At 65.4% G+C, this 22029-nt stretch carries 13 protein-coding genes and 1 pseudogene; 7 read left to right on the plus strand and 7 right to left on the minus strand.

All coding sequences use genetic code 11. The annotated features are described in order from the left end of the window. Positions 1-178 (minus strand): leucine zipper domain-containing protein (locus tag KAH28_RS09805; RefSeq protein WP_290576349.1); only part of this gene is annotated, 178 nt, incomplete at its 3' end. 61 nt (positions 179-239) lie between these two features. Here KAH28_RS09805 and KAH28_RS09810 point away from each other — a divergent pair. Next, positions 240-1194 (plus strand): annotated as a pseudogene (locus KAH28_RS09810) (IS481 family transposase). Between the two features lie 42 nt (positions 1195-1236). On the opposite strand, the gene KAH28_RS09815 reads toward KAH28_RS09810, so the two are convergent. After that, positions 1237-1587, minus strand: a complete 351-nt coding sequence (locus tag KAH28_RS09815) for a hypothetical protein (protein ID WP_223055114.1) — start codon at positions 1585-1587, stop codon at positions 1237-1239. Positions 1588-2458: 871 nt separating this feature from the next. Between KAH28_RS09815 and KAH28_RS09820 the strand changes: the two genes are divergently transcribed. Genes KAH28_RS09820 through KAH28_RS09830 form a run of 3 tightly spaced genes read left to right on the plus strand, consistent with a single transcriptional unit; the run spans position 2459 to position 4279 of the window. Continuing rightward, positions 2459-3067 carry an AAA family ATPase gene (locus tag KAH28_RS09820; RefSeq protein WP_223055117.1) on the plus strand — a complete coding sequence of 203 codons (609 nt, stop codon included), beginning with the start codon at positions 2459-2461 and terminating at the stop codon, positions 3065-3067. 49 nt (positions 3068-3116) lie between these two features. Continuing rightward, positions 3117-3659, plus strand: coding sequence for a hypothetical protein (locus KAH28_RS09825; protein ID WP_290567169.1), 543 nt, complete (start codon positions 3117-3119; stop codon positions 3657-3659). A gap of 50 nt (positions 3660-3709) precedes the next feature. Beyond that, positions 3710-4279, plus strand: a complete 570-nt coding sequence (locus KAH28_RS09830) for a hypothetical protein (RefSeq protein ID WP_290576117.1) — start codon at positions 3710-3712, stop codon at positions 4277-4279. Between the two features lie 312 nt (positions 4280-4591). Here KAH28_RS09830 and KAH28_RS09835 read toward each other — a convergent pair whose 3' ends face one another. From KAH28_RS09835 to KAH28_RS09855, 5 genes are all read right to left on the minus strand, one after another. Beyond that, positions 4592-5347 carry a hypothetical protein gene (locus tag KAH28_RS09835; protein WP_290576119.1) on the minus strand — a complete coding sequence of 252 codons (756 nt, stop codon included), beginning with the start codon at positions 5345-5347 and terminating at the stop codon, positions 4592-4594. Between the two features lie 551 nt (positions 5348-5898). Continuing rightward, complete coding sequence (locus KAH28_RS09840) at positions 5899-11583, minus strand: hypothetical protein (RefSeq protein ID WP_290576121.1); 5685 nt, start codon at positions 11581-11583, stop codon at positions 5899-5901. 402 nt (positions 11584-11985) lie between these two features. Next, positions 11986-15042, minus strand: coding sequence for a parallel beta-helix domain-containing protein (locus KAH28_RS09845; RefSeq protein ID WP_290576123.1), 3057 nt, complete (start codon positions 15040-15042; stop codon positions 11986-11988). Positions 15043-15226: 184 nt separating this feature from the next. Further along, the gene (locus KAH28_RS09850; RefSeq protein WP_290576125.1) at positions 15227-16339 is read right to left on the minus strand and encodes a CehA/McbA family metallohydrolase; all 1113 of its coding nucleotides are present in this window, start codon (positions 16337-16339) and stop codon (positions 15227-15229) included. A 76-nt stretch (positions 16340-16415) separates the two neighbouring features. Then, positions 16416-18545 carry a DUF1631 family protein gene (locus tag KAH28_RS09855; protein ID WP_290576127.1) on the minus strand — a complete coding sequence of 710 codons (2130 nt, stop codon included), beginning with the start codon at positions 18543-18545 and terminating at the stop codon, positions 16416-16418. A 184-nt stretch (positions 18546-18729) separates the two neighbouring features. Between KAH28_RS09855 and KAH28_RS09860 the strand changes: the two genes are divergently transcribed. From KAH28_RS09860 to KAH28_RS09870, 3 genes are read left to right on the plus strand one after another with little or no spacing between them, the layout of a single operon-like run. Beyond that, complete coding sequence (locus KAH28_RS09860; RefSeq protein ID WP_290576129.1) at positions 18730-19458, plus strand: TetR/AcrR family transcriptional regulator; 729 nt, start codon at positions 18730-18732, stop codon at positions 19456-19458. Further along, entirely contained in the window at positions 19436-20818 is a 1383-nt protein-coding gene (locus KAH28_RS09865) for a TolC family outer membrane protein (protein WP_290576131.1), read from the plus strand. Before KAH28_RS09860 ends, KAH28_RS09865 begins: the two co-directional genes overlap by 23 nt. Continuing rightward, positions 20815-21993, plus strand: coding sequence for an efflux RND transporter periplasmic adaptor subunit (locus KAH28_RS09870; protein ID WP_290576133.1), 1179 nt, complete (start codon positions 20815-20817; stop codon positions 21991-21993). Before KAH28_RS09865 ends, KAH28_RS09870 begins: the two co-directional genes overlap by 4 nt. The last annotated feature ends 36 nt before the right edge of the window (positions 21994-22029 follow it).

A 22029-nucleotide genomic window follows, 5' to 3' on the forward strand; every position in this document is an offset into this window, starting at 1 on the left:
GATCGCTCAACCCCGCTTCGCCTTCGTCCAGGTAGCGGCGGCGCCACTTGTAGGCAGTGCGCACACTCACACCCGCTGCCTGCGCCGCTTCCTCAGTCCGAAGCCCCTCTTCCAGCATCCGCCGAACCAAAAGGGCTCGACCATAGGGCGTCAATCGGGCATGTTGATGGCTGTTCATCCGGGGCCGCTGGCCCGAAGCTGATGGGTGTCAAGGCCCGTCAGCCTAAGGAGCAACCCGGATGAACACGCACAAGAATGCGCGTCTGACCGCTCACGGTCGAGCCCTGTTGGTACGTCACATCGTCGAACACGGCCTTCGACCGGTCGAGGCCGCCCATGCGGCGGGCGTGAGCGCCCGTACCGCGTACAAGTGGCTGCGTCGGTATAAGGAGGAAGGTTGGCCCGGGCTTCTGGAACGCAGCTCACGGCCGCGGCGTTGCCCGCATCGCCTGTCCGAGGCCACCCGAGAGCGGATCGTGACCTTGCGGCGCGAGCGGCGTATTTTGTCGCGAGATCAGCGGCGAGCTCGGAATCTCTACTGCCACGGTGGCGCGCGTGCTTCGGCGCGCTGGACTGAACCGGCTGTCGGCACTGGATCCCGTACCGCCGGTCACGCGCTATGAGCACGACGCGCCCGGCGATCTGCTGCATCTGGACATCAAGAAACTCGGCCGGTTCTGGCGCCCGGGGCATCGCGTGACCGGCGACCGTCAGGCAGGACGCTCGTATCGGGCGGGCTGGGACTATGTGCATATCGCCATCGACGACCACAGCCGTGTGAGCTGGGCGACGATCAAACCGGACGAAACCGGCGCCAGCGCCTGGCGCGCCCTGATTGCAGCTGTGCACTACTACCGCGGCCTGGGTGTGCCGATCCGCCGCGCGTTGACCGACAACGGCGCCTGCTATCGCTCGCGGGCCTTTGCCAAGGCCTGCCGACGCCTGGGCATCCGGCATCGCCGCACGAAGGCCTGTCGACCGCGGACCAACGGCAAGGCCGAGCGGCTGATCCAGACTGCGTTACGCGAGTGGGCCTATGCCCGCTCCTACGCACACTCCGACCAACGCGCAACCCATCTGCCGTACTGGCTGCATCACTACAACTGGCACCGCCCTCATGCCAGCTTGAACTATCAACCACCCGTCAGCCGGCTCTGCCTTCCCGTGAACAACCTCCTCGGTTTGCATACCTAGCGCCAAGGCGAAAAATTCCGCCGACCGCGATCAGTATCCCTGTCATTCCCAACCCTCTGGTCGCTTGCCCGTGTTGCAGATGTAGCACGCATTGAACGGAAACCCGCCGAGTGTTCCGGGCTTGGCGCACTGGTAGTGCGGCTGGTCAGGGAGCCACTTCCAGGCCTCCTCGAGCCAGTCCCTCGATGCCTGACAGTGCGGGGCGTTCCGAAGATGGCGGGCGAGCTTCTCCGCGGAAACGCAGCCGAGAAGCTCATCCAGTTCCGTCAGCGTCAGCTGCGGCAACCCGATCAGCGCGAGCTGGCCGTTTATGCGGGCGGCGTTCTCAATGTCGTCCTCCGTAAAGTCGAGATAGACCCCCATGTGTTCGGCCGGGTTGATGCGCTCACTCATGAGCAGTCCTCCCGGCGGTGTTTGCGGCTTCGGAGGCAGCAGCCTCTCGTCCAGGCTCTGCCCCGTACTCCTGAGCCGCCTCGTCGTGGGCTTCCAGAAGTCCGGCGGAGCTTTCGCCCCCGTCCGCTTCCATCACGATGCCAACGAGGTATCCGCTAGTGTCCGTGGCGGCGGTCTCTTCCATGAAGCCCGGCCGTTTGATGCTCGTAGTCGCAGACATTGATGTTCCTTGGTTGATGAATGCATGGCGTGCGAATTCACGCGCATCCAGTTCACACCCGGTTCCAGAATATGCAAGCGACCTGAATTCCCCGATATTTCTGCGACTTGGCGATTGCGCCTGTGACGCGTATGGGAGGGCTACACAGCCGGACCGGGTGAGCGTGGGGTCCAGAGGATCTCAATCGCACGCAGACCACCAACCTCTCGGTCCGGTGGCATAGATGGGGCTCCTGTTAATTGCCGGGCTATGCCGGATGAGCGCCGCCAGCACTCACGTAGCTGTCGCGCCGGTGGTGCCGCCAGCAGCACGCTAGCTGTCTCTTGTGCCCGCGCAGCCCTTTCCCGAAAGGGGGTGAATCGGTCCGCTTAACGGGCTTGCGTAATTCCCGGCGGCGGCAAGAATGCGATGAAGTGGATCCATCAAGGGAGCCGTCATGCCACGAAAGAGACAGCCATCAGCGTTCTCCCCGCCCACCCCCTCTGACCGGGAAGCAAGCGCAGCGAACAGCACCTCAAGCGAAACGGCCTTCGACGCGCTCTATGCGCGCATTGCGGCACCGGCCTCGCGAGTGGCCGCTGACGCCGTCTTCGAGGCAACCGAAGAGGACCTCGGCCGCCATCACCGCCCCGGCGATACCGAGGTACCAACGTGATCACCGTCATTGCAGGCGTCAACGGCGCCGGCAAGAGCTCGATCATCGGCGCGTACATCCGCCAGGCCGGTGGCGACTACTGCAACCCCGATGAGATCACCCGCCAGTTGATGGCCGGTGATCCCGGGATCGGGGAGGAGGCGGCCAACGGTGAGGCCTGGCGGATCGGGTTTCGCCAACTCCAGCGGGCGATCGCGCAGGACGACGACTACACCTTCGAGACCACGCTCGGCGGCAACTCGATTCGTGATGCGCTGCTCGACGCAGCGGAGAAGGGGCGATCGGTTCGGGTCCTTTCCATGGGGCTGGCTTCCGTCGAGACCCATCTCGAGCGCATCGCGGCGCGGGCGGCGAAGGGTGGCCATGCGATCCCCGCCGACAAGGTCCGTCAGCGCTGGGAGACGTCGCGCCACAATCTGACGCAGCTCATGCCGCACTGTCACGAGGTGCGCGTTCTCGACAACACCGCACCGATGCACGAGGGTGTTCCGAAGCCTCGAATCCTGCTGCACTTGCGGGGGCGGTGCTTGCTCGTGAACCGTGGCGAATCGACGCCAGAATGGGCGCAGCACCTCATGACTGAAGCAACGCGCTGCGCCGAGTAGCGACCGGAAAGCACCGCATGGACGACATCAACAGCTTGCGAAGGGGGCATTGAACCAAGTGCCCGCCCTCAACGACCACCTCACCGATGAGGCCCGGTGGCGTCTTTGGCGGCTCTCGACAGGGGCCATGTCGCCCCTGGTACTTCGGGGAGCCCCCAAGGCATGCCAACAGGCCGAGCAGGCTCTGTGTGAGCAGGCAAGGGAAGAGGGCTACACGACGCTGCAGATCGACGCCTCCGCGTCGTGCGATGTGCTGGCCACGCTGCGGGATCAGGCCGCTGCGCTCACTGCAGCCGAACTAGGGGAAGCGGTCGTCAGGCTTGCCTCGTGGCAATGGGCCGACTACCTCGATGATCTCCACGAGATCACCGATCGCCCGACCCTCATTGTGGTCTCCGCGTTGGACGCTATTGCTGACCGCCCGAACCCCGACGTGGTCTGCGCCAGCCTCCGCTCCGCGATTCAGCAACGGCGTAAATGGCTCTATCTCGTCCTGAGTGGCGTCGCTCACGGCGCTTTGGCTCGATGGCTCCAGGATCACTCACATCCCATTTATGAGCTAGGGCCGGTCGAGTATTTGCGCGGAGAGTAGGTCGCGCTACTTCGCGTTTGAGGAATGTTCGAAGACGCGCGGCCTCCAAAGTGGACAAGTATGGCCATGACTTCTCGGAGCTCGTGAAAGAGGCGCGCGTCGTTGCAGGTAGAACGGAGAATGTGTATCTGCTCGAGCGCGACGCCATTAGCTTGTCTGGTGTCCGCTTCCTGGGATGCACCCTGTGGACCGACTTCGAAGCCAACGGCGCACCGGATGCCACCATGGCCCTAGCGCGGGAGGCCTTTAGCGACTTCAAGACCATCCGCGTCGGTGACCGCCCAATCAAGCCCGTGGAGATACGCCAGTACTGCCAAGCCAGCTACCAATGGCTTGCCTCCATGCTCAATCAGCCGGGACCACCCACGGTGGTCGTGACGCACACCGCCCCGAGTACGGATGCGTCACTCATTCACCCGGACCACGGACGAAACGCGCTGACGCCGGCGTTCCACAATCGCTTTGACCAACTGCTCAGCGACACTGTTCGGCTCTGGATCTACGGACGCACCCATCACTCCTGCGTCGCATCGGTCAATGGCGTGACCATCGCGACCAACCAGCGCGGCTACCCCATGGAGAGCGGGACGTTCCGTTGGGCGCAAACGATTGATCTCTGATGGCGCCTGGCTAACAGGCGGATGAATACAGCAGCTACGCCAAGTGAACAAACCACGCCATGCTTGCTGGCAGACCGACTAGCCTGAGATCTTCAAAAAACTGATCGCAATTACTTGGCACCTGGCAACTATTTGAGCGTGGTTCCAGCACTAGTTATTTATATTTCATATAAAGGCGGTCCTCTCATGCGGTGCCCTAAGCATTCTGTAAGAGCTGGCTCTAGGGTCTTGTAAAAAATGTCCGCTTCGTCTTTGCCCTCTCTCGCAAGTGCCGTCATGGTTAATAGATTTGCGAAAGAGGCCGCCAACTGATCAAAGTGCCCGAATGACCTTCGGGTCATTCTCTCCGCCGCCCTTGTAATAATAGGACTGTGGGTGGGGCTGTATTCTTCTGTGCCAGGGTTTTTCCTTCTGCCGCTCCATTGCCTTCTTTTCATAGTTCTTCTTGAAGGCTTCTTTCTGCCCGTGCAGGTCCCTGTACTGGGTGAAATATTCTCTGGCTGCCTCCAGGAGGTGTTTCTTGCCCTCAAGCGAAGCGCCGGAGTAGAGGCGCGCAAATGCGCCATACCGATCGTCGGATGCGTAGTGGATGCGGTCGACGGATTCGCCCTTCTTCAAGAGATCCCGCTTGATCGAACCGAACTCGTCCGCGCCGAACTTCGTTGCCGAGAAGATCGACTTCACTCCGGAGTCGATCACCTCGCTCCTGTCCTTTGCCCAATAGAAATCCCGGATCGTTTCGTTGCAGAAGCTGAGCGGGTCCCGCAGAGGTCCGTGCCTCGGAGCGGATCTCCAGGAAGGTGCAAAATCCACGATTGCGTTTAACTTGTTGCGACACAGCCAAACAGCAGGTGTCGTATATATGCTCGCCTGAGTGATCTCGCTGGAGCGATTGATCGCGGAGCTAAAATCCCCGCTTTGCAGTGATCCCCACATCTGGGGAAGCACGTCGTGATCGCATACCTCGAAGAGGGGTGGGTACTCGTATTCATGGTCATTCGGCAGGCGCGCCAGCCCCAGCGACGGCAGCGTCGTGGTCGAAAACAAACCGCCCAGTGCCTGCACCACCTGTCTTCGCCGCATTTCTGGAGGTTTTCCGAAAGGTCCTCGGTGAGCGTACTAGCGGCGAATAACGGGTTCAAGCCACCGGCTCGTACGGCGTGGCGGGATGCATGGAATGCGGGCGCGCGTCGCTCGAAGGATTCCTGTCGAAACCCACCAAGTTGGCGGCTGATAAGCCGAGCGCGCTGATAGGAATTCAGTGACGGGGGAGGTGGGCGAGGCGGTGCGCCTGCAGCAGTATGACCGGCAAGGCCGATAACGTTCGCGTCCGCCCATTGCTTGGATGTGCGATGGGCACATCGCCTTGGATGCCCCCGGTCCGCTGGTCAAGACGCCGGCGCGACAGAATGACTCCGAGACGGTTCATTCCTTGGTGCGGGTTGCAGGGACGAACCTAGTCTGCTTGGCGGATCAGGGATTCGGCTGCGGGTAGGATCATGGCACGTGGGGCGCTTGTCACTATCGGGGTCCGTTGCGATCCCCAATTACGATGGTGCGGCTGCCTTAAACGTGGCTAATGAGAGCCTGGGTTGTCGCAATCTCTGCGATGCCTTACCTCAGGGTTTACTCGCTTTCGCGCTGCGCTCTATGCCCGCAGTGCAGCAGACCAATGCATAGAACAGGCCGGTGCGCCAACCGTAGGCGGCTTTCAACATCGCATTCGGATTGCGGACCCTCAGCCTGGCTTGCTCGCTGGGTGTAGGCAGGACGCGAATGTTCAGCTGGTCGACTTCTGCGTTGCTTCTGCGCGTTCGTGGACGGTCTGCAACGGTGACTTGCTTCCCGTTCAGGTTCAGCATCTGCGCGGCCCGCTTGGCCGCCACTTTCGAGGTCTCGTTGTGCCCTATGGTCTGAACCTCCACTGCCAGTCGTGCGCGGCCGACGCCGGCAGCCTGGAGCACGCGCTCGAAGCTGGCGATCTGTGCAGGCGTTCTGAGAGCCAAGTAGCTCGATGACCGACTGGAGGCATTGAAGACCACGATGGCGTCCTCCAGCAGCTGTGCGTCGGGCAGCATGGCCTCGACGAGCCGGGCGTAGACGGCTTCGGCTTCCCTCCGCTCCTTGATCGGCTTCGGAATGGCTCTCGCCAAGCCGGCCGTTTCGGGGAGCTGGCGGTGGTCAATGCCGGCGTTGGCTTCGCTGTCCCGCTTGCGCGTTGCGCGGCTCCGGCGTCGCGTGGGGTCTCGATACGCGGTCGTTGTCTCCCCCGCGAATCGTCGGGCAGCTCGAAGGATCGGTTGCGCCAGGCCCATCGGGATGTTCGCTGCTTCGGCACGCTGCTCCAGACTTTCCTTCAATCCGGCACGGCGTAGCAGGCGGTACAGCGAAAACAGGGGTGGATAGTCCTCTGTAGCGCTTCCAGCGTCGCGAAGCGGCTGCTCAGTGAGAGGCCGAAGTTCTGACAGGGGCAGGAATAGCCGCTTCCTGCGCGCCTTCTCGATCAGTGCACGGTGCGCAGCCTGAAGGGGGGCGACTTCCTCGCCGGGCGCGAATGGCTCCTTCGTCCCGCCCTCGCTGATCGTTTGTTTCTTACGGTGCCTCGCGACTCGTTGGGCGCCATCGCTTTTACCCATTATGTGCTCGACTTGGCGCGCTGTCAGAGAGGGCGCTTCCCGACCCAGATGGCGCTCCAGGAGTAGATCCAGGGTATGGCAGTACGTGCCCACCGTTTCCTGCGGATCGATGTGACCCACCAATGCGGCAATCTGGTACATCGTGGCTCTCGGCAGGGTCTCGCTGAGCATGAGGCTTTGAATCAGCTTCCTTCCGTCCAGCTTCTCCGGTGGAACCAGGCCAGCTATCTCCTCTTGGCCCAGAGGGGTTGCATCCGCCGGCCAAAGCATCCTCGCCGTATGCAGTGAAACGAAGCTGTGGCGCAGATGGTGGAAGTCGAGCGTCTCGTCTCCGGTCACGTCGCGAACGAGCTTGGATACTTCGGCGAAGCCATCGCTGTCAGCCAACTTGGCGGTCGCCCCCGGCGCTGGCGCGAATAGGCGTTCCGTACCGGTTCGGGTATCACCTACTTCACTGGCACGCAGCTTCGCCCAGTCGAGCAGCAGGTCGAGCTCTTCCCGCGTAAGAAGGTGCGCGAGGGGCAACCTGCGATTGGATGCTCGCCGCTTGATGGAACCCCGCTGCACGGCGTGAATCCACAGTTGCGGGCGCAAGGACTGGCTGGTGTTCGCGTGCCAGGGGAAGCCTTGCAGGCAATTGAGCTGGCGCGCTGCGATTTCATCCCGCCTCAGACCGAGTCGATATCCCAGGATGAGCAAAAGATGAAGAAGCTTCCTTCGGCGGTCGCCGTGTCCCGACGCGTCGATCGAGCGACGCACGGCCGCAAATTCTGCTTCGCTCACGAAATTGGCGTTGGGTTTCTGCTTGGTGTGGGTGCTGTAACCGCGCCACTTGATAGGCGGTGTTCCCAATCGCCTTGTCAGGAAGACGTGGAATTCGGCAATGCGTTGCGAGGCGTATTGCCGTGCCTGGTTGCTCTTGATGCTCTCCACGGCCTCGTCGTACGCGGCAATCAATGCCTCGCACCCATCTTCTCCTCGCAACTGATCTGAATTCAGGTGCGCTCCGGACAACAATAGCGGCGAAGCAACCGCGCGCAGGTACTGATAGGCGCTGGAAACCCGGAGCGGGCCATTTCCGATGTCCCTCGCTGTAAGGCACCAGAGCGCCCACTCGGCGAGGTGTCGCAGCAAGGATTCCTGCTCTGCGTCAAGTTGTGGCACCAGCGCCTCGAGCTCGCCTCTTGCTCGTGGTCGGTCGACGTATCCCTGGGGTCCCCGGAGGCAGCGAAGGATTCGCTTGGAGATGGCCTGTTGATCGGCATTGCGAACCAGGAAATCGCCAGGACGGCTCGTGTTGTCCGGTTCGTTCCTCGTCCGCCGCCTCTTGGAAGCCTCGGCAGGCGTGGTGTCGGTGTTCAGGGCCTTCCCTGAAATGACGCGCGCCCAGGATGGAGCGCTCATCGAACAGCCAGCGCTCGGGTCCGACGCGAAGTCAGCCAGGAGCCTCGGGATGCGCGTATACAGGGAAGTGCGTCCGCCCTGCAGGAGCAACGCGACTGGCGAAGAAGTCTCGACCGGAAGATGCTCGGCGCGGTCGAAACGGACGTGCGCCAGCTTGCTCTTTCCGCGTTCTTTCGCGATATCGACGGGCTCGTCGTAATGCACACCCAGCTCTGCGAAATACGTCTTCAGGATCGCGTCGAGCGACATGCCGTTCTCGGCAGGCCAATGGAGGCCATCCAATCGCCAGCGCAACAGCAGGGAAGCTGTTAGCGGCGTCGGGAACCAGCGCCGGATCCATGTCGGTGCACCGAAGAGGTCATCTGGTTTGCCGGGTGAATGCGCAAAGTCGATCCAGATCCGTCCACCGCACTCGTAGAGGCCATCTGCAAGGGCGGCGGGTAATGCTTCTGCAAAGGAGCGCGCGACAAGGCCGCTATCAAGAATCGCTGAGGTGAGGAGTTGGCCGGCCCGCAGTCGGCAGTGTCGTTTTACCGATTTAGTGTCCTCGGCGTCGGGGCGAGCGGCGAGCAGCTGGGTGTGCGCCAGATGCCTGCGATGTATCTCGCTGACGATTCGGTTACTAGCGATGCGGGGTGGGCGGAAGGGCGATGGATCGCGTGGTAGGCGGACGACCTGGGGTGGAAGCGTGTCCACCTTCCATAATTCGTGTTTCTCGCCGTGCTGCAGGATCTGCGTTGTGACGACGTTCAGATGTCTGCGCTCCCACGGTATGTCGTATCGTGGAAGCACCTTCTGCAGCGCGTCGAAGCGCATGAGAGGTGGTGACTCTCCGTCGCTCGAAAGCGTCTTGGCGTGGCGCCAGATGCAGCTTCGGACGACCTCGAGTATTTCTCTCTTGCGTCTTTCTCGCGCAACTGCCGCCTTTTCCCGGTTCTTCGCCCGGGTGCGAATGCCACTGGTGCCGCCGGTGGGGGGCGCCGGCAACAGGAGGCGCCTTCGGCCTTTCCTGTGCTTGCGCGGGGAAGGAAGGCCGGGCACAACGTGCCAGCCTAGCCGCTCAAGGTGTACGCCAATGCGCGGGCTCACGATCGTCTTGAGGTCCCTCGGCGAGAAACACGAGTAAGAACCGTATGCAGCCTCTCCGAAGGCGCCATGGCCGAGCAATGCGTCGATAAGCTGGCCCGAGGTGCGTCGTTCAGCCAACTCCGTACGCAGATAGTGGCGCTGAACGTTGCCGCGGAAAGGGTAGGCTGCGCCACGGATCTCTGTCAGGAGTGCTGGCGTGACGAGCGATGCCTTGCCGTCAACAATGAAGAACAACCAGCTCGGCGCGGATCGGACCAATGGCTCGAATGCTTTGTGTGCGGCGAGCTGTCCCCTGTGGATGGCGTACGCCTGCAGCTGCTTCCGAGCCACGTCGGGCAGCCAGGCGATGCGCGTCTCGGCGTAGCGGTCCCCATCCTTGTCGGAAAGGGCGATCAAGCCATCCTCCAGGTCGGTCAGTGCGATATCGATCGGATCCTGAACGGCGCGAGCGCCTGTGGCCCACTGAACCATGGTGACCGTATAGGCCACGAGCTGATTGTGGATCTCGACCAGTTGGCTAACCGTCGGGCGCCCCTTGCCGAGCCGCGGTACCTGGTCGGCCAGCGCCGCAATTGCCTTCCGGACCTCGCCTTGTTCGGGATAACCGTGGCTCCCCAGACGTTCCCACGGGGGCGGGGTAGTCAGCTCGCGGCGGCCTATTACGATTTGGCCGCGGGTGAGAGACCGCTGAAGCTGGTTGATGGCGTCTACATAGGCGAGCACGACGTCGTCATGGGGTGGCGCGTAGTAGTAGAGGCGGGCCGAGCAATGGTCGCCAAGGCCGTCGAGTGCGCACATGGTGGCCGCGGCTGCATCACCTGATAGATCGGCGACGAAACGGCGCAGGAAGGCGGCGATCCGGGTAAGTGTAAGCCGTGATTGGTGCTTCGAATTGAGCGCATTCAGTGCGGGCTGCGCCACGCTCCGCCACTGTTGCGCGCTGCCGGCAAAGGCGTGCCCACCGGGCTGCTCTCGAGCGCGTGCCATCACGCTGTCGAGCCCCGGAAATGTCTCGATGATCGGCCAGATCTGCCAATCGCCGACGGGCTCGTAGAGCTGTGATTCCGATGCGGCCGGGATGAAGGCATCGGGCAATCGAGGTCGGCGAACGGTGAGATAGCGTCCTTGCAGCACGAGCCAGGGGATGCCGGGCTCGGAGGCTTCAATTTCGGTTTCGGTCGCCGCGATCCTGGTGGTCAGAAGTGTGTCGGTTGAAGCGCCGAAGAGAAGGCTCATGGCCACCAACTCCTTGACTTCCCGCTCCTGGGCCGCGGCTAGCCCCTTCCTGCCTGAAGGAGAACGCAACCATTCGAACAGAACCTGCAAGTCATGCAGCTGGAGGCGGTCACTGGCTGCTGGTAGATGCTGGTTGCGAGTGGTTATTGAGCGGCTGAGGTAGGCCGCCCGCAGGTATCGCTGTTTCGGCGACTCGCCGCGGCTATCGCGGCGGCGATCGAGCGTAACGCTTCCTTGGCGGTTGCCTGCGGCTTCCCCGGTTGGAGCAGCTCCCGCGGCTTTTCGTGCTTCGATGAGCATGGCGTCGCGGCGGTCGACGAGGAGTTCTGCGTCGATCTGCGTGTCGTCATCAGGGTCTGTGCGTCTAGTCTGTCGATCGTGCGGTGCGCCGCGTCGGCGGCTCGCCGGGAGTTTCGTCTCGCATGCGTATTCGATAAGCCGAGCGATTGCATCGAGATGCCTCGGCACCTCTGCATCGATGGGGTGGGCGAGTCTGTAGGCCTGTGCCTGTTCGCGCAGCCTCTCGCCGAACGTGCGCAGACTCTGCGTCTGCTCAGCGGATTGATCAATTCGCTCTCTCAGCTTCTCGTTGCGTGCGGCTCGGCGGCAGGCGAGTCCGGCCATTCTGCGACTGTCGAGGAAGGCCTCGTTGGCAGCCATTTCTGGTCGTATTGCTAGAGACGCTACTAAAGCGACCTGCGCCATGCGATAGCCATGATCGGAATCGCAATGCGGTGCAGGCGTTCCAAGTGCAGCGTACTCGGGGTATGTGGATTTATAGCCCTGATATGTCGGTGAAGCGGTGGCGGGTCCTAGAGCTTCTTCGTTGGCGACCGCTGCGCGCAGGGTGCGTAGTTGGCGCGTCAGCCCGTCGGGCACCTCCTCCAATGTCTCCGACAGCTCTGCGAGCTCGGCGAGCCCTTGCAGGACGTGGCTCACATGCTTTCGGTCAGGCGGTGCGGGAATGGGTAGGGCCTGCTCCATGGGGCTGCCCAACTTATTCGGCCGCGCGCGGGGGGCTGTCTCCGCCCCTGGAGAGCCAACAAAGCGTGCATATGTTCATGCGAGAGATTTTTAAAAATGTATGTCAAGCGTTACATATAGACCGAAAAGGACCTCTATGTCTAGAACGCTATCCGGCTCTGCCATCGATCTAATGTATGTAATTCATACATTTATGTTGCATTCTGTCGCATAGTGTGGGATAACAATACACAGCGTGCATGCCCTCCGAAGCCGAAGGTCGCAGGTTCAAGTCCTGCCAGGCGCGCCAGACTACGGAAACGAAGAAGCCCGGCCAGGCTTTCGCCTGACCGGGCTTTTCGTTGGCTCCCCCCGGAATCAGTTGCCGGCGCAGCTCGTGGAGCCGGGATAACGCTCCTCGTCGGCGACAACGACGTTGTTGATCCAGTCGACCACCAGTGCGTGTGCTTCCGCCGGCACGACGCTGCGCGCGATCGGCGGCATCTGCGCGGCGGGCGTGTCGGCCTCGGGGCTGATGCGGTAGGCGAGGATCGAGCCGTCGGCATCACCGGGCTTGACGTCCACCGTGCGACCGCCGCTTCCTTCCGAGCCGGTCGCGGTCGGTCCCTTGCAGATGCCGTAGCTGACGTTGGTCGGGCGGAACACGTCGAGGTAGTAGCCGGTGTTGGAAGCGAAGCCGCGCGGGTTGTGGCAGTGCTGGCAGTTGACCTCGAGCCAGGCGCGCGTGCGCGCCTCGACATCGGAGTCGGAGCCGGCCGGGTAGCCGGAGTCGCCCGGCACGTTGAAGTGCGGCAGGCGCTCGAGGTTGGTGGCGACGCCGCTCAGCGGGTCGACGCCGAGATCGTCCGGGCAGCCTGCCAGGTAGCCGTTGTCGCACAGCCAGGCGATCTGGTTGCTGCCGGCAATGGGATGGCGGCTTTGGTCGGTCACCAGCGACGACTCGGAGGCGTACGCGCGATTGAGGTTGCGGACCTTGGGGCCGATCGGCGCCGAGCCACCCTCGAGATCGCGGTTGGCGTGGCAGGACAGGCACTGGTTGGCGGTTGGCACGCTGTAGTGGTCGGTCGACCCCTGCAGCAGCTCGCCGCTGTCGGCATCGCGGTAGTTCCAGCTGGCGGCGATGTCGTTCTGGCCGCGCATCTGCAGCTCGGCGTAGCGATGGCCCTCGTCATCGGTCTTCCAGATGTAGGGCAGACCCTCCCAGCGCACCGAGCCGTTGTCGTTCTGGCGCTTGATGATCAGGCGCGTCTCGATGGCGGTCTCGTCACCGTTGTCGAGGAACGAGAAGGTCTTCGCGATGATGGTGCCGGTGGGAAACACGATGGTGCCGCTGGGCTGGGTGTTGCCGGGCGCCAGATAGGTGGCCTGCGTGCCGGGCGGCAGGAAGGCCACGCGGTACTTCACCGCGTAGTCCGAGAACAGCTTGGTATTGAGCACGAACGGGAAGCTGCGTCCGTTGGGCTCGCTGGTCGGATCCTCCGGATCCTGGAACAGATGGTACTGGTCCAGGCTCGGGCAGTTGACCTCGGCGGCCGCGAAGTTGACCTCGCCGGAGGCGACGCCGCGCTCGCAGAGCGCAGCCACTTCCTCGGGCGTCGGTGCCGGGTCGAGCTCGCCGCTGGGCTCGAAGGGCGGGATCACCACCGGCTCGATGGGCGCGAGGTTCTCGCCGAACTCGGCGACGCAGTCATGCGGGCTCATGTCGAGGCTGGCCGCGAACTGCGGCAGGCCCTGCAGGATGTTCCCGAGGTTGAGCAGATCCTGCAGCGGCGTGCTGCCGATCAACGCCAGCAGCGCCTCCAGGCCCTTGGTGCCGTGGAAGTTGGTGTAGGTCAGGCTGTCGCTGCCGAAATCGTTGTCGTCATCGATGCACGACGAGAAGAAGATCGGCGTCTTGCGCGGATTGTCCGGCAGGTCGGTGTCGAACTTGTAGCCGTTGTAGTGGCACGACGGCTGCGGCTCCTCGTTGGTGTGCCGCGGCTTGCCCGGGAAGTTGGGCTCCTCGGGCAGCGGGTTGCCGTCGGCATCGACCGGGTAGGGACAGTCCGGGTTGTACTCGGGCAGCAGACCGTCCCAGACGATGTGCGCGCCACGCAGGCCCAGCTGGCCGGCGCCGCGCGGACAGGTGCCCGGATTGAGCAGGCAGCCGGTGGCGGTCTTGAGACCGACGATCGCGGGCAGGAACTTGGCGATGTCCAGGCTGGTGAGATCGTTGAGCTTGGGCAGCTTGATGCCGTTGCCGTTGTTGCGGAACTTGTTGCGGTAGATCCGCATGCCCTCGGTGTAGAAGTCGATCTTCTTGTCGGTCGGCCGGCCGGCGCCCTCCGGGAAGAGCTCGTAGCTGGCGTGGATGATGCCGCCGGTCTCGTTGTCGATGAACTCGTTGTCGTAGACGTCGATGCGGTCGTAGGCCAGCGTGATCATGCCGCTGCCCTGCGGCACGTTCGCCACGAAGCCACCCGACGTGAAGTTGTAGGTGTTGTTCATGCGCGCGACGTTGTGATGCATGATCGTGCGCTCGCCGTACTGCGTCAGGTTGTCCAGATCGTAGATCAGGAAGCCGCCGGTGTTGCACTCCGCGAGGTTGTAGGCGTACTCGCCGTGGCGGACGTTCTCGATCTCGAAGCCGAAGACGTTGTAGGCCGCACGCGAGTTGCGGATGATCGCGGTCGAGGTCTGGCCGACGTAGATGCCGGCGTCCGAGGCGCCGATGGACTCGGTGTCCTCGATGAGGATGTTCTGCGACTTCACCGGGTAGATGCCGTAGCGGCCGGCCCGGTCGCTGACCGTGTAGTCCGGGGAGTCGATGTCGGCGTTGGGGCCGTTGATCAGCGCCGAATCCGGATCCTGGGTGGCCGGGTCGGTGCACGCCACGTGCAGCGGCGTATCGGCACCGGCGTAGTTGTCGGCACTCACCGGGTCGGGCGATTCGCGCCCGCCGTTGGACGACCAGAAGGCGCGCACGCCACGCACGGTGCCGTGATCGACGTTGCGCATCTCGACGCCGTTGCCGGCGGTATCGGCGACGGTCATGTCCTCGATGACCACGCCACGGACTTCGTCGATCAGCAGGCCCTCGACGCCGTTGCTGTTGCGGAACGACAGCACGGTCTCGTCCATGCCGCAGCCCTTGATGGTCACGCCCTCGGTCTGCGTCAGCAGGAGCGTGGCGCGGATATCGAAGTAGCCGCAGTCGAAGCGCACCGTGTCGCCGGGGCGCGCGCTGATGAAGGCCTCGAGCGCCTCGTTGGTGGCATCGGGGCCAGGCTCGATGAGGAATTCCCGCCCGTCGGCGTCGCCACCGCTGCCGGGGGCCGAGGGGTTGCCGTCGGGAGCTTCGCTGCCGCCGCAGGCTGAAAGGAGGGAAACCAGGGCCAGCGCCGTTGCGGCCGTGATGAATCGCATCGTGATCATTGCCTCTCCGCGACGCCGGAAACCGGTTGGGTCGCATTCATTGGAATTTAACGTGACGCAACGATGACACCATCCGATCGCGCTGGGCATCGCAAAAAACCACTAACCGCGGGTGGTGCAGCGCGCCCTGTCGTGGGGCTTTCCGGCGCCCCGGTGGTGCGGCGAACGGGTTTTGCTGCGCCATTCAGTCCGCGAAGCCGAAATGGACCGGATTGCTCAACGCCACCTTGCGGCCGTAGAAGCCGATGGCCTGCGCGGGCAGGGTCTCGGCCTCGGGCGTGCTGCCGTTGAGCTCGACGCGGTAGTAGTGACGTGCGCCGGGTTCCGGGGCGTAGGTGAAGAAGGTTTCCGGTGCGCTCGGTCGCAGGGTGTCCACGACCGCGCCGTTGTGCACGATGTCGAGCGTGTAGCCGGCCAGTGCGCGGAAGCCGTCGATGCGCACCCGGAAGCGCACCGACTCGCCGGTGGCGACGGCGTTGTCGCCCATCAGCGTCTCGAAGGTGCCGTCGCCGTCGGTGTCCGCGTCCAGGATCAGGCGCTCGGCGCCCGGGGCGTAGCTGATGCTGGCACGGCCGCGCGCGATGGCCTCGATGACGGCCTCGGCGCTGCGTTCCGCCGCATAGACCCAGGTGGTGGGGGTGCCGATATTGAGTCCCAGCGGCTGGATGCCCTGCTGGTGGTGACAGTCGCTGCCGCCGCGCGCCGGCATGCGCAGGCCGGCTTCCATGAGGCTGTCCCAGAGATCCAGGTTGGCCCGATTGTCGCTGGGGAATGCGTACAGCGCATTCCATACCTCCAGCGAGTCGACGATGCCGTCGTAGCCGAACAGCCACGGATCCGAGTTGGTGGGATGGTTCGCCGACAGGTGCACCCCCAGCTCGTCCGCCCTGGCGGCCAGCGCAGGGCCGCCGGCATCGCGCAGCGCGTAGAGCGCGCGATGGTCGTAGCGCGTGGCCGACAGCGTATTGGCATGCCCCTTGGCCGTGGTGAACTCCGATCCGTAGAGCAGGATCATCTGCTCGGAGCGGTAGTCGGGGTCGTCCCAGGTGGCGATGACCCCGTCGACGTGGTTGTCGTGATCGGTCACCACGAAGAAGTCCATGCCGCGTGCCTCGGCGATGTCGACCAGGTCGGCCATGGGGTTGTCCAGCGCGTCCCGGCTGTGGTGCGAGTGCAGGTGCAGATCGCCCTTCATCCAGACGCCGTCGCGGCCGGCGGCATCGTCGGGAGTGGTATCGGCGCTGCCACAGGCTGCCAGTGCCAGCGCTGCGAGCGGCGCGACGAGGAAACGGATCATGGCGGGGTCGGAGGCGGTCCGGGGTCGGCGCGCGATTGTCACGGCAGCCGGTGTCCGTTCCGTGACAGCGTGCCGTTCAGGCTGCCTGCGCGCGGATGTAGGCCGAGAAGCCGGGCGGCGGGTGCAGCGGTCGCGAGCGGCCCGACAGCACGGAGTCGCGCAGCTCGTGCCAGGCGAAGCGCTCTATGCCGCCGTCGTTGTCGATCGCCGAGAAGTGCACGTCCTGACCCGGGTGGGCGCTGCTTTCCACACGCGCGAACAGCGGCCGCGCGTCGGCATCGATGCCGATGCGCCACCAGTCGCCGACGCGCAGCTGCGCCGACAGCCAGCTGTCGGTGCTCTCGGGCAGCGCGGTGCGCGCGCTGCCCTCGGCGGTTTCGGTGATGTCGGGTTGGCGCGGGGCGGTATCGGCCGCGGGCGCCTCGGCCTCCTGCCCGCTCTCCGCCGCGCGTTCGGGCGGCGGCGCTTCGCGGTCCTGGAATCGCTGGTCGCCGAGCAGCTCGTCGAGCGAGACCGCGGCCTCGCAGGCGGCAGCGTGGAGCTGGCGGTAGCGCACCATGATGCGATTGAGTGCGGGAAGGCGCGCGCCGGCGGCGTGCAGCGTGCGGGCGCTGCGCTCGACCAGCGATTCGAAGGCATCGCGGGCGTCGACCGCGCTGGCGGGATCGATGCCGTCCGCCAGCGCACTCAGCATGTCGCGCGCGTCGCGTACGGTGCGCGAGCGCTCGCCCTTGCTGATCCAGGCCCACGCCAGGTAGGGCACCATCACGGTACGCAGCCAGGCGTTGCCGCCCTCGATCAGCGTGCGCTGGTCGAGCAGCGCATCCACTTCCGCGCCGGCGAAGCGCCGCGCCCGCTCCACCGCGCGCTGCGAGCGCGCGCGCCGGCTTTCGGCGAGCGAGTTGGCAACCTGCTCCTCGTCCGGCAGGCGCCGTTGCTGGCGGGAGAAGTCCCGCGGCAGTTGCACCGATTCGGCGAGCCGGCCGATGACGTCCTGAAGCTCCTCGAGGATGCGCGTGGTCTGGGCGTCGCGGGTCGGCGAGGCGCCCTCCGCCACCACCTGATCGAGCAGCGAGCGGATGCGGTGCCCGGAATCGGACAGCAGCTCCGGTTGCGCAGCGCTCAGTCGCATCAGCGGCATGATCAGCGGCTGCAGGATGTCGCGGGCCCGCTCCGGGGATGGCGCCATCGCCGCGTAGCCGCCCAGCATCTGATCGAGGCGCTGGGTGTGCAGATCGGCGAACTGCTGCGCGGACTGGAAGTAGGCGCCCGACATGCCGCTGCTGCTGCGACCCGCGCCCTGACCGCCAGCCCCGGGTGCGGTGCCGCCGCCCTGTCCGGCCCAGCTGTAGGCACCGGCCGGAATACCGCCGGCGCTGCCACCGGGCACCGGCGCCCCCATGAGCTGCTGCGCGAAGTGGTGCGACACCTGCCCGGCGTCCATGCCGTAGGTGGCGGACGTCGCCTGCTGGCCCGACTGCGCGGCGGCATCGTTCGCCATGCCCGCGAAGCCGCCGTCGGCGGCGGTGTCCCCGGGGGGCGGGGTCGCGGTGGCGCTCGGTTGCGGCGCGGCCACGCCCGCCGCGGCGAGATCCCGCTCGATGAGTGCGTAGCCTGCGCTCAGGGCGGGCGTGGCGCAGCGTTCGAAGAGCTTGAACAGGATGACCTGCATGCCGGCGTCGAGCTCGAGCGTGGCGGCGGCCTCGCGGAAGGTCTGCGCCACGTGCTCGGTCGAGATCCGCCAGCGCAGACCGCGCTGGTCCGGGGTATCGCCGCTGCCGTCTCCGGTGTCCAGGGCGGCGAGGCGCAGCATGAGGTCGCCGTGCAGCGCCTCCGAGTGGTTGGTGACGGTGGAGACGAAGTTCTGCACCGCGAACTCCAGCTCCTGCTGATCGTCCGCCTTCAGTGCCAGCTCGAGCTCGCCTCCGGCGACCGCCGCGTCGTCGGGCGGTGCGCTGCCGCGGTCGAAGTGCTCCATGAAGGTCTCCACGAAGCTCTCGCGCCGCAGGCGCAGCATGCGCATCAGGTCGATGCAGTCCTGCGTGGTCTTGCTCTTGAGGCTCTGCGTGTAGGCCCAGTCGAAGAGCACATCGTCGGCCGCCCGCAGGGCGCCGTCGACCGCGGTCCGGAGCTGGTCGCGGAAACGCGTGACGATGCTGCTGCGCAGCATGTCGAAATCATCATTGTCGCGGCTGCCTTCGCTCATGGCACGGCCGACGGTGGCGCGGGGGCGGAGCGTACCAATGTAGCAGGCGGAAGCCGCCAGGAGAAGCGCGTATGCCGGAGACGGCGACGAGATGCGTCTGTTGCCGGACAGACGTCCGTTGACGCTTTGACAGTCGCATGAATCCGGTTCATAATCTGATTCATGAACGGAGTCAGGCCAGCGCGTGGGCACTAAGGAACGTCGCCAGCGGCAGTTCGCCGAGCGCGAGCAGCTCTTCCTGGATGCGGCCCGGCGGCTCATCGAGGAGAACGGCCTGCTGCCGTTGCAGATGACGCGCATCGCCGAGGCCGCGGAGTATGCGGTCGGGACCCTCTATCAGCACTTCGCGTCCAAGGAGGATCTGCTGCTGGCGCTGACCACCGAGGGCGTCCGCGAGCACGGTGCACTGTTCGCCCGTGTGCGCGATTGGGACGCGGCACCACGCGACCGCATCATGGCGCTGGCAGTCGCCGACATGGTCTTCGTGCGCCGGAATCCGCAATATTTCCGCATAGCGCAGTACGTATTCTGCGAGGCGGTCTGGGGCAGCACCTCGGCGGCGCGCCGCGAGGCATTGATGGAGGCCAACGCGCCACTGTCCGAGATTGTCGTGGGGATCATCGAGGAAGCGGTTGCGCGCGGTGATCTGGATATCGGCGACATGGCGCCGACCGAGCTCTCGACCGGTCTGTGGGCGATGGCGCTGGGCACGCACGATCTCGTCCATGCCGAGGGACTGCTCGCCGACTTCGATGTACACGAGCCCTATCCGCTCATGTGTCAGCACTTCCAGGCCCTGCTCAACGGCTACGGCTGGGAGCCGCGCGTCAGCACGCTCGACAAGGCCGCCCTGCGCGCCCTGATCGCGCGCATCAAGACCGAGGTTTTTCATGACCTGTGTGACCACCACTAGGCGCGGCGCCCGCCGCGCGCTGCTCGCTACCGCGGTGCTGGCGCTGACGGCGCCGGCGTCGGCGCCGGCAATGACCCTCACCGAGGCGGTCGAGGCCGCCGTGCAGCACGATCCCGCGGTGCGGGCCTCGATCGCACAGGCCGAGGCCGAGCGCGAGGCGGGCGCCCAGGACATCGGCAGCCGGCTGCCGCAGCTGCAAGTATCCGGATCCGGCGCCTACCAGCGCACCGATTCCGACGGCGTCTTCGGCACCACCTCCGACACCTATACCGCCTGGGGCGCGCAGATCGAGGCCCGGCAGGCGCTGTTCCGTCTCGACTGGACGGCACGCGGCGATCGCGCGGAAGCCTATGAAGCACTCGCCGACGAGGGCCTGCGCGAGCGTTCGCAGGCGCTGCTGGTGCGCGTGGCGTCGCGCTTCTTCACCGTGCTCGACGCCGAGGACGCGGTGCGCCAGCGCCGCAACGAGGCACGCGCGGTGGAGGCGGCCTACAAGGACGCGCAGGATCGCTACGAAGTGGAGCTCATTCCGCGTACCGACCTGGTCGAGGCGCAGTCGCGGCACGATCTGGCGCAGGCGCAGCTGCTGACCGCCGAACGCGCGCTGGAAAATGCGCTCGACGCGCTCGAAGAGACCACGGGCCGTCGCCCCGAGCAGCTGCCGCAGCTGGGCGACACGCTGCAGTTTCCCGAACTCGAGCCGGAATCGCTGACTGCGTGGGTGGAGGCCGCCGAGGCACGCAATCCGGCGCTCGCCCAGGCGCGTGCCGAGCTCTCGGTGACGCGCGCCGACGTGCGCAGCAGCAAGGCGGCGCGCATGCCCGAGCTGGACCTGGTGGCGCGCGCCGGCATCGATGACAGCAGCGACTTCGTGTTCGGCCAGCGCGTCGAGGACGAATCCATCGGTATCGAGCTGGTGATGCCGCTCTACAACGGCGGCACCCTGGCCGCCCGCGAGCGCGAGGCCGCGGCCCGGTTGCGCGCTGCCGAAGCCGAAGTCGCCCGCCTCGAAGGCGAGACCCGCCGACTGGTGAGCGAGCGCTATCGTGCCGTCTCCTCGGCGCGCACCGAGGTGCGCGCCTTCGCGCGCGCACTCGAGTCGGCGCGGGCCGCCGAGCAGGCCACGCGCAACGGCTACGAGGCCGGCACCCGCACCATCACCGACGTGCTCGACGCCACCTCCCGGGTGGCGCAGGCACGGCGCGACCTCAACAGCACCCGCTATCAGCTTCTCAACAGCGTGCTGGCGCTCAAGCAGTCGGTCGGCGAGATCGACCGCGGCGACTTCCGCCAGATCGACGCGCTGCTGCGCCACTCCGAACCCGCCGCCGCAACCGACGCACCGAAGGATCCGTCATGACCACCAAGCGATCGACCACCAAGCGAATGATCATCATGCTCGTCATCGCGGGCGTGGTATTCGGCGGCATCTTCGGCATGAAGGAGTTCGGCCGTCTGGCGATGGTCGACTTCCTCGAGAACATGCCGACGCCGCCCGCCACCATCGCCGCCTCGGACGCGCAGACCATGACGTGGCGTTCGAAGATCAATGCCGTGGGCAGCCTGCGCGCGGTCAACGGCACCGATGTCGCCAACGAGGTGGCCGGCATCGTTACCGCCATCCACTTCGAATCCGGCGACGAGGTCAGCAAGGGCGATCTGCTGGTGGAGCTCGACTCGGCGACCGAAGCCGCCGAGCTGCAGCGCCTGAAGGCGGATGCCGAGCTCGCCGCGGTCACGCTCAAGCGGCGCAAGCGCCTGTTCGAGCTGGAGTCGATCTCGCGCGCCGAGCTCGACGAGGCCGAGAGCCAGGCCGGCGTGGCGCGCGCCGCGGTGGCGGCGCAGCAGGCGCTGCTGGAGCAGAAGCGCATCAAGGCGCCCTTCGACGGCAAGCTCGGCATCCGCCGGGTCAGCCTCGGCCAGTTCGTGGCCGCCGGCTCGCCCGTCGTGGCGCTCGAATCGGTGAACCCGATCGAGGTCGACTTCTCGCTGCCCGAGGACACGCTCGCTCGCGTCGAGCCCGGGCTCGGGGTGACGGTGCGCGTCGACGCCTTCGACGGCGAGGTCTTCGAGGGCCGCATCACGGCGCTGGAGTCGCGCGTGAATGCCGATACCCGCAACTACGACGTGCGCGCCACGCTGCCCAATGCCGACGGCCGGCTGCGCCCCGGCCAGTTCGCGCGCGTCAGCGTCGAGATGCCCGAGTCGCGCGAGGTGGTGGTGGTGCCGCGCACGGCCGTGCAGTACAGCTCCTACGGCACGTCCGTCTACATCGTGCAGAAGGACCCGGACAAGGGGCCGCCACCGGCCGAGCCCAATCCCAACATGCCGCCCTACACCGATCTCATGGTGCGCCAGCGCTTCGTCGAGCTCGGCGAGGCCCGCGGCGACTTCATCGCGGTGAGCGAGGGCCTGGAGGCCGGCGAGCGCGTCGCCGTCACCGGTCTGCTCAAGCTCAGCAACGGCCAGCCCATCCTCATCAACGACGAGGGAGCGCCCGAGGCCGAACTGGAGCCCGAGGTGCCGCGGGGCTAACCCCCCGCCCGCGCTCGCACCGTCCCCCACGCACGC

Origin of the sequence: Algiphilus sp., from assembly GCF_023145115.1 — a bacterium.
Taxonomy (GTDB): domain Bacteria; phylum Pseudomonadota; class Gammaproteobacteria; order Nevskiales; family Nevskiaceae; genus Algiphilus.

Excerpts from the sequence above, each read along its gene's own strand:
- KAH28_RS09850 (WP_290576125.1), bottom strand. The coding sequence starts at position 16,339 with ATGATCCGTTTCCTCGTCGCGCCGCTCGCAGCGCTGGCACTGGCAGCC.
- KAH28_RS09845 (WP_290576123.1), bottom strand. The coding sequence starts at position 15,042 with ATGATCACGATGCGATTCATCACGGCCGCAACGGCGCTGGCCCTGGTT.
- KAH28_RS09870 (WP_290576133.1), top strand. The coding sequence starts at position 20,815 with ATGACCACCAAGCGATCGACCACCAAGCGAATGATCATCATGCTCGTC.
- KAH28_RS09855 (WP_290576127.1), bottom strand. The coding sequence starts at position 18,545 with ATGAGCGAAGGCAGCCGCGACAATGATGATTTCGACATGCTGCGCAGC.
- KAH28_RS09815 (WP_223055114.1), bottom strand. The coding sequence starts at position 1,587 with ATGAGTGAGCGCATCAACCCGGCCGAACACATGGGGGTCTATCTCGAC.
- KAH28_RS09865 (WP_290576131.1), top strand. The coding sequence starts at position 19,436 with ATGACCTGTGTGACCACCACTAGGCGCGGCGCCCGCCGCGCGCTGCTC.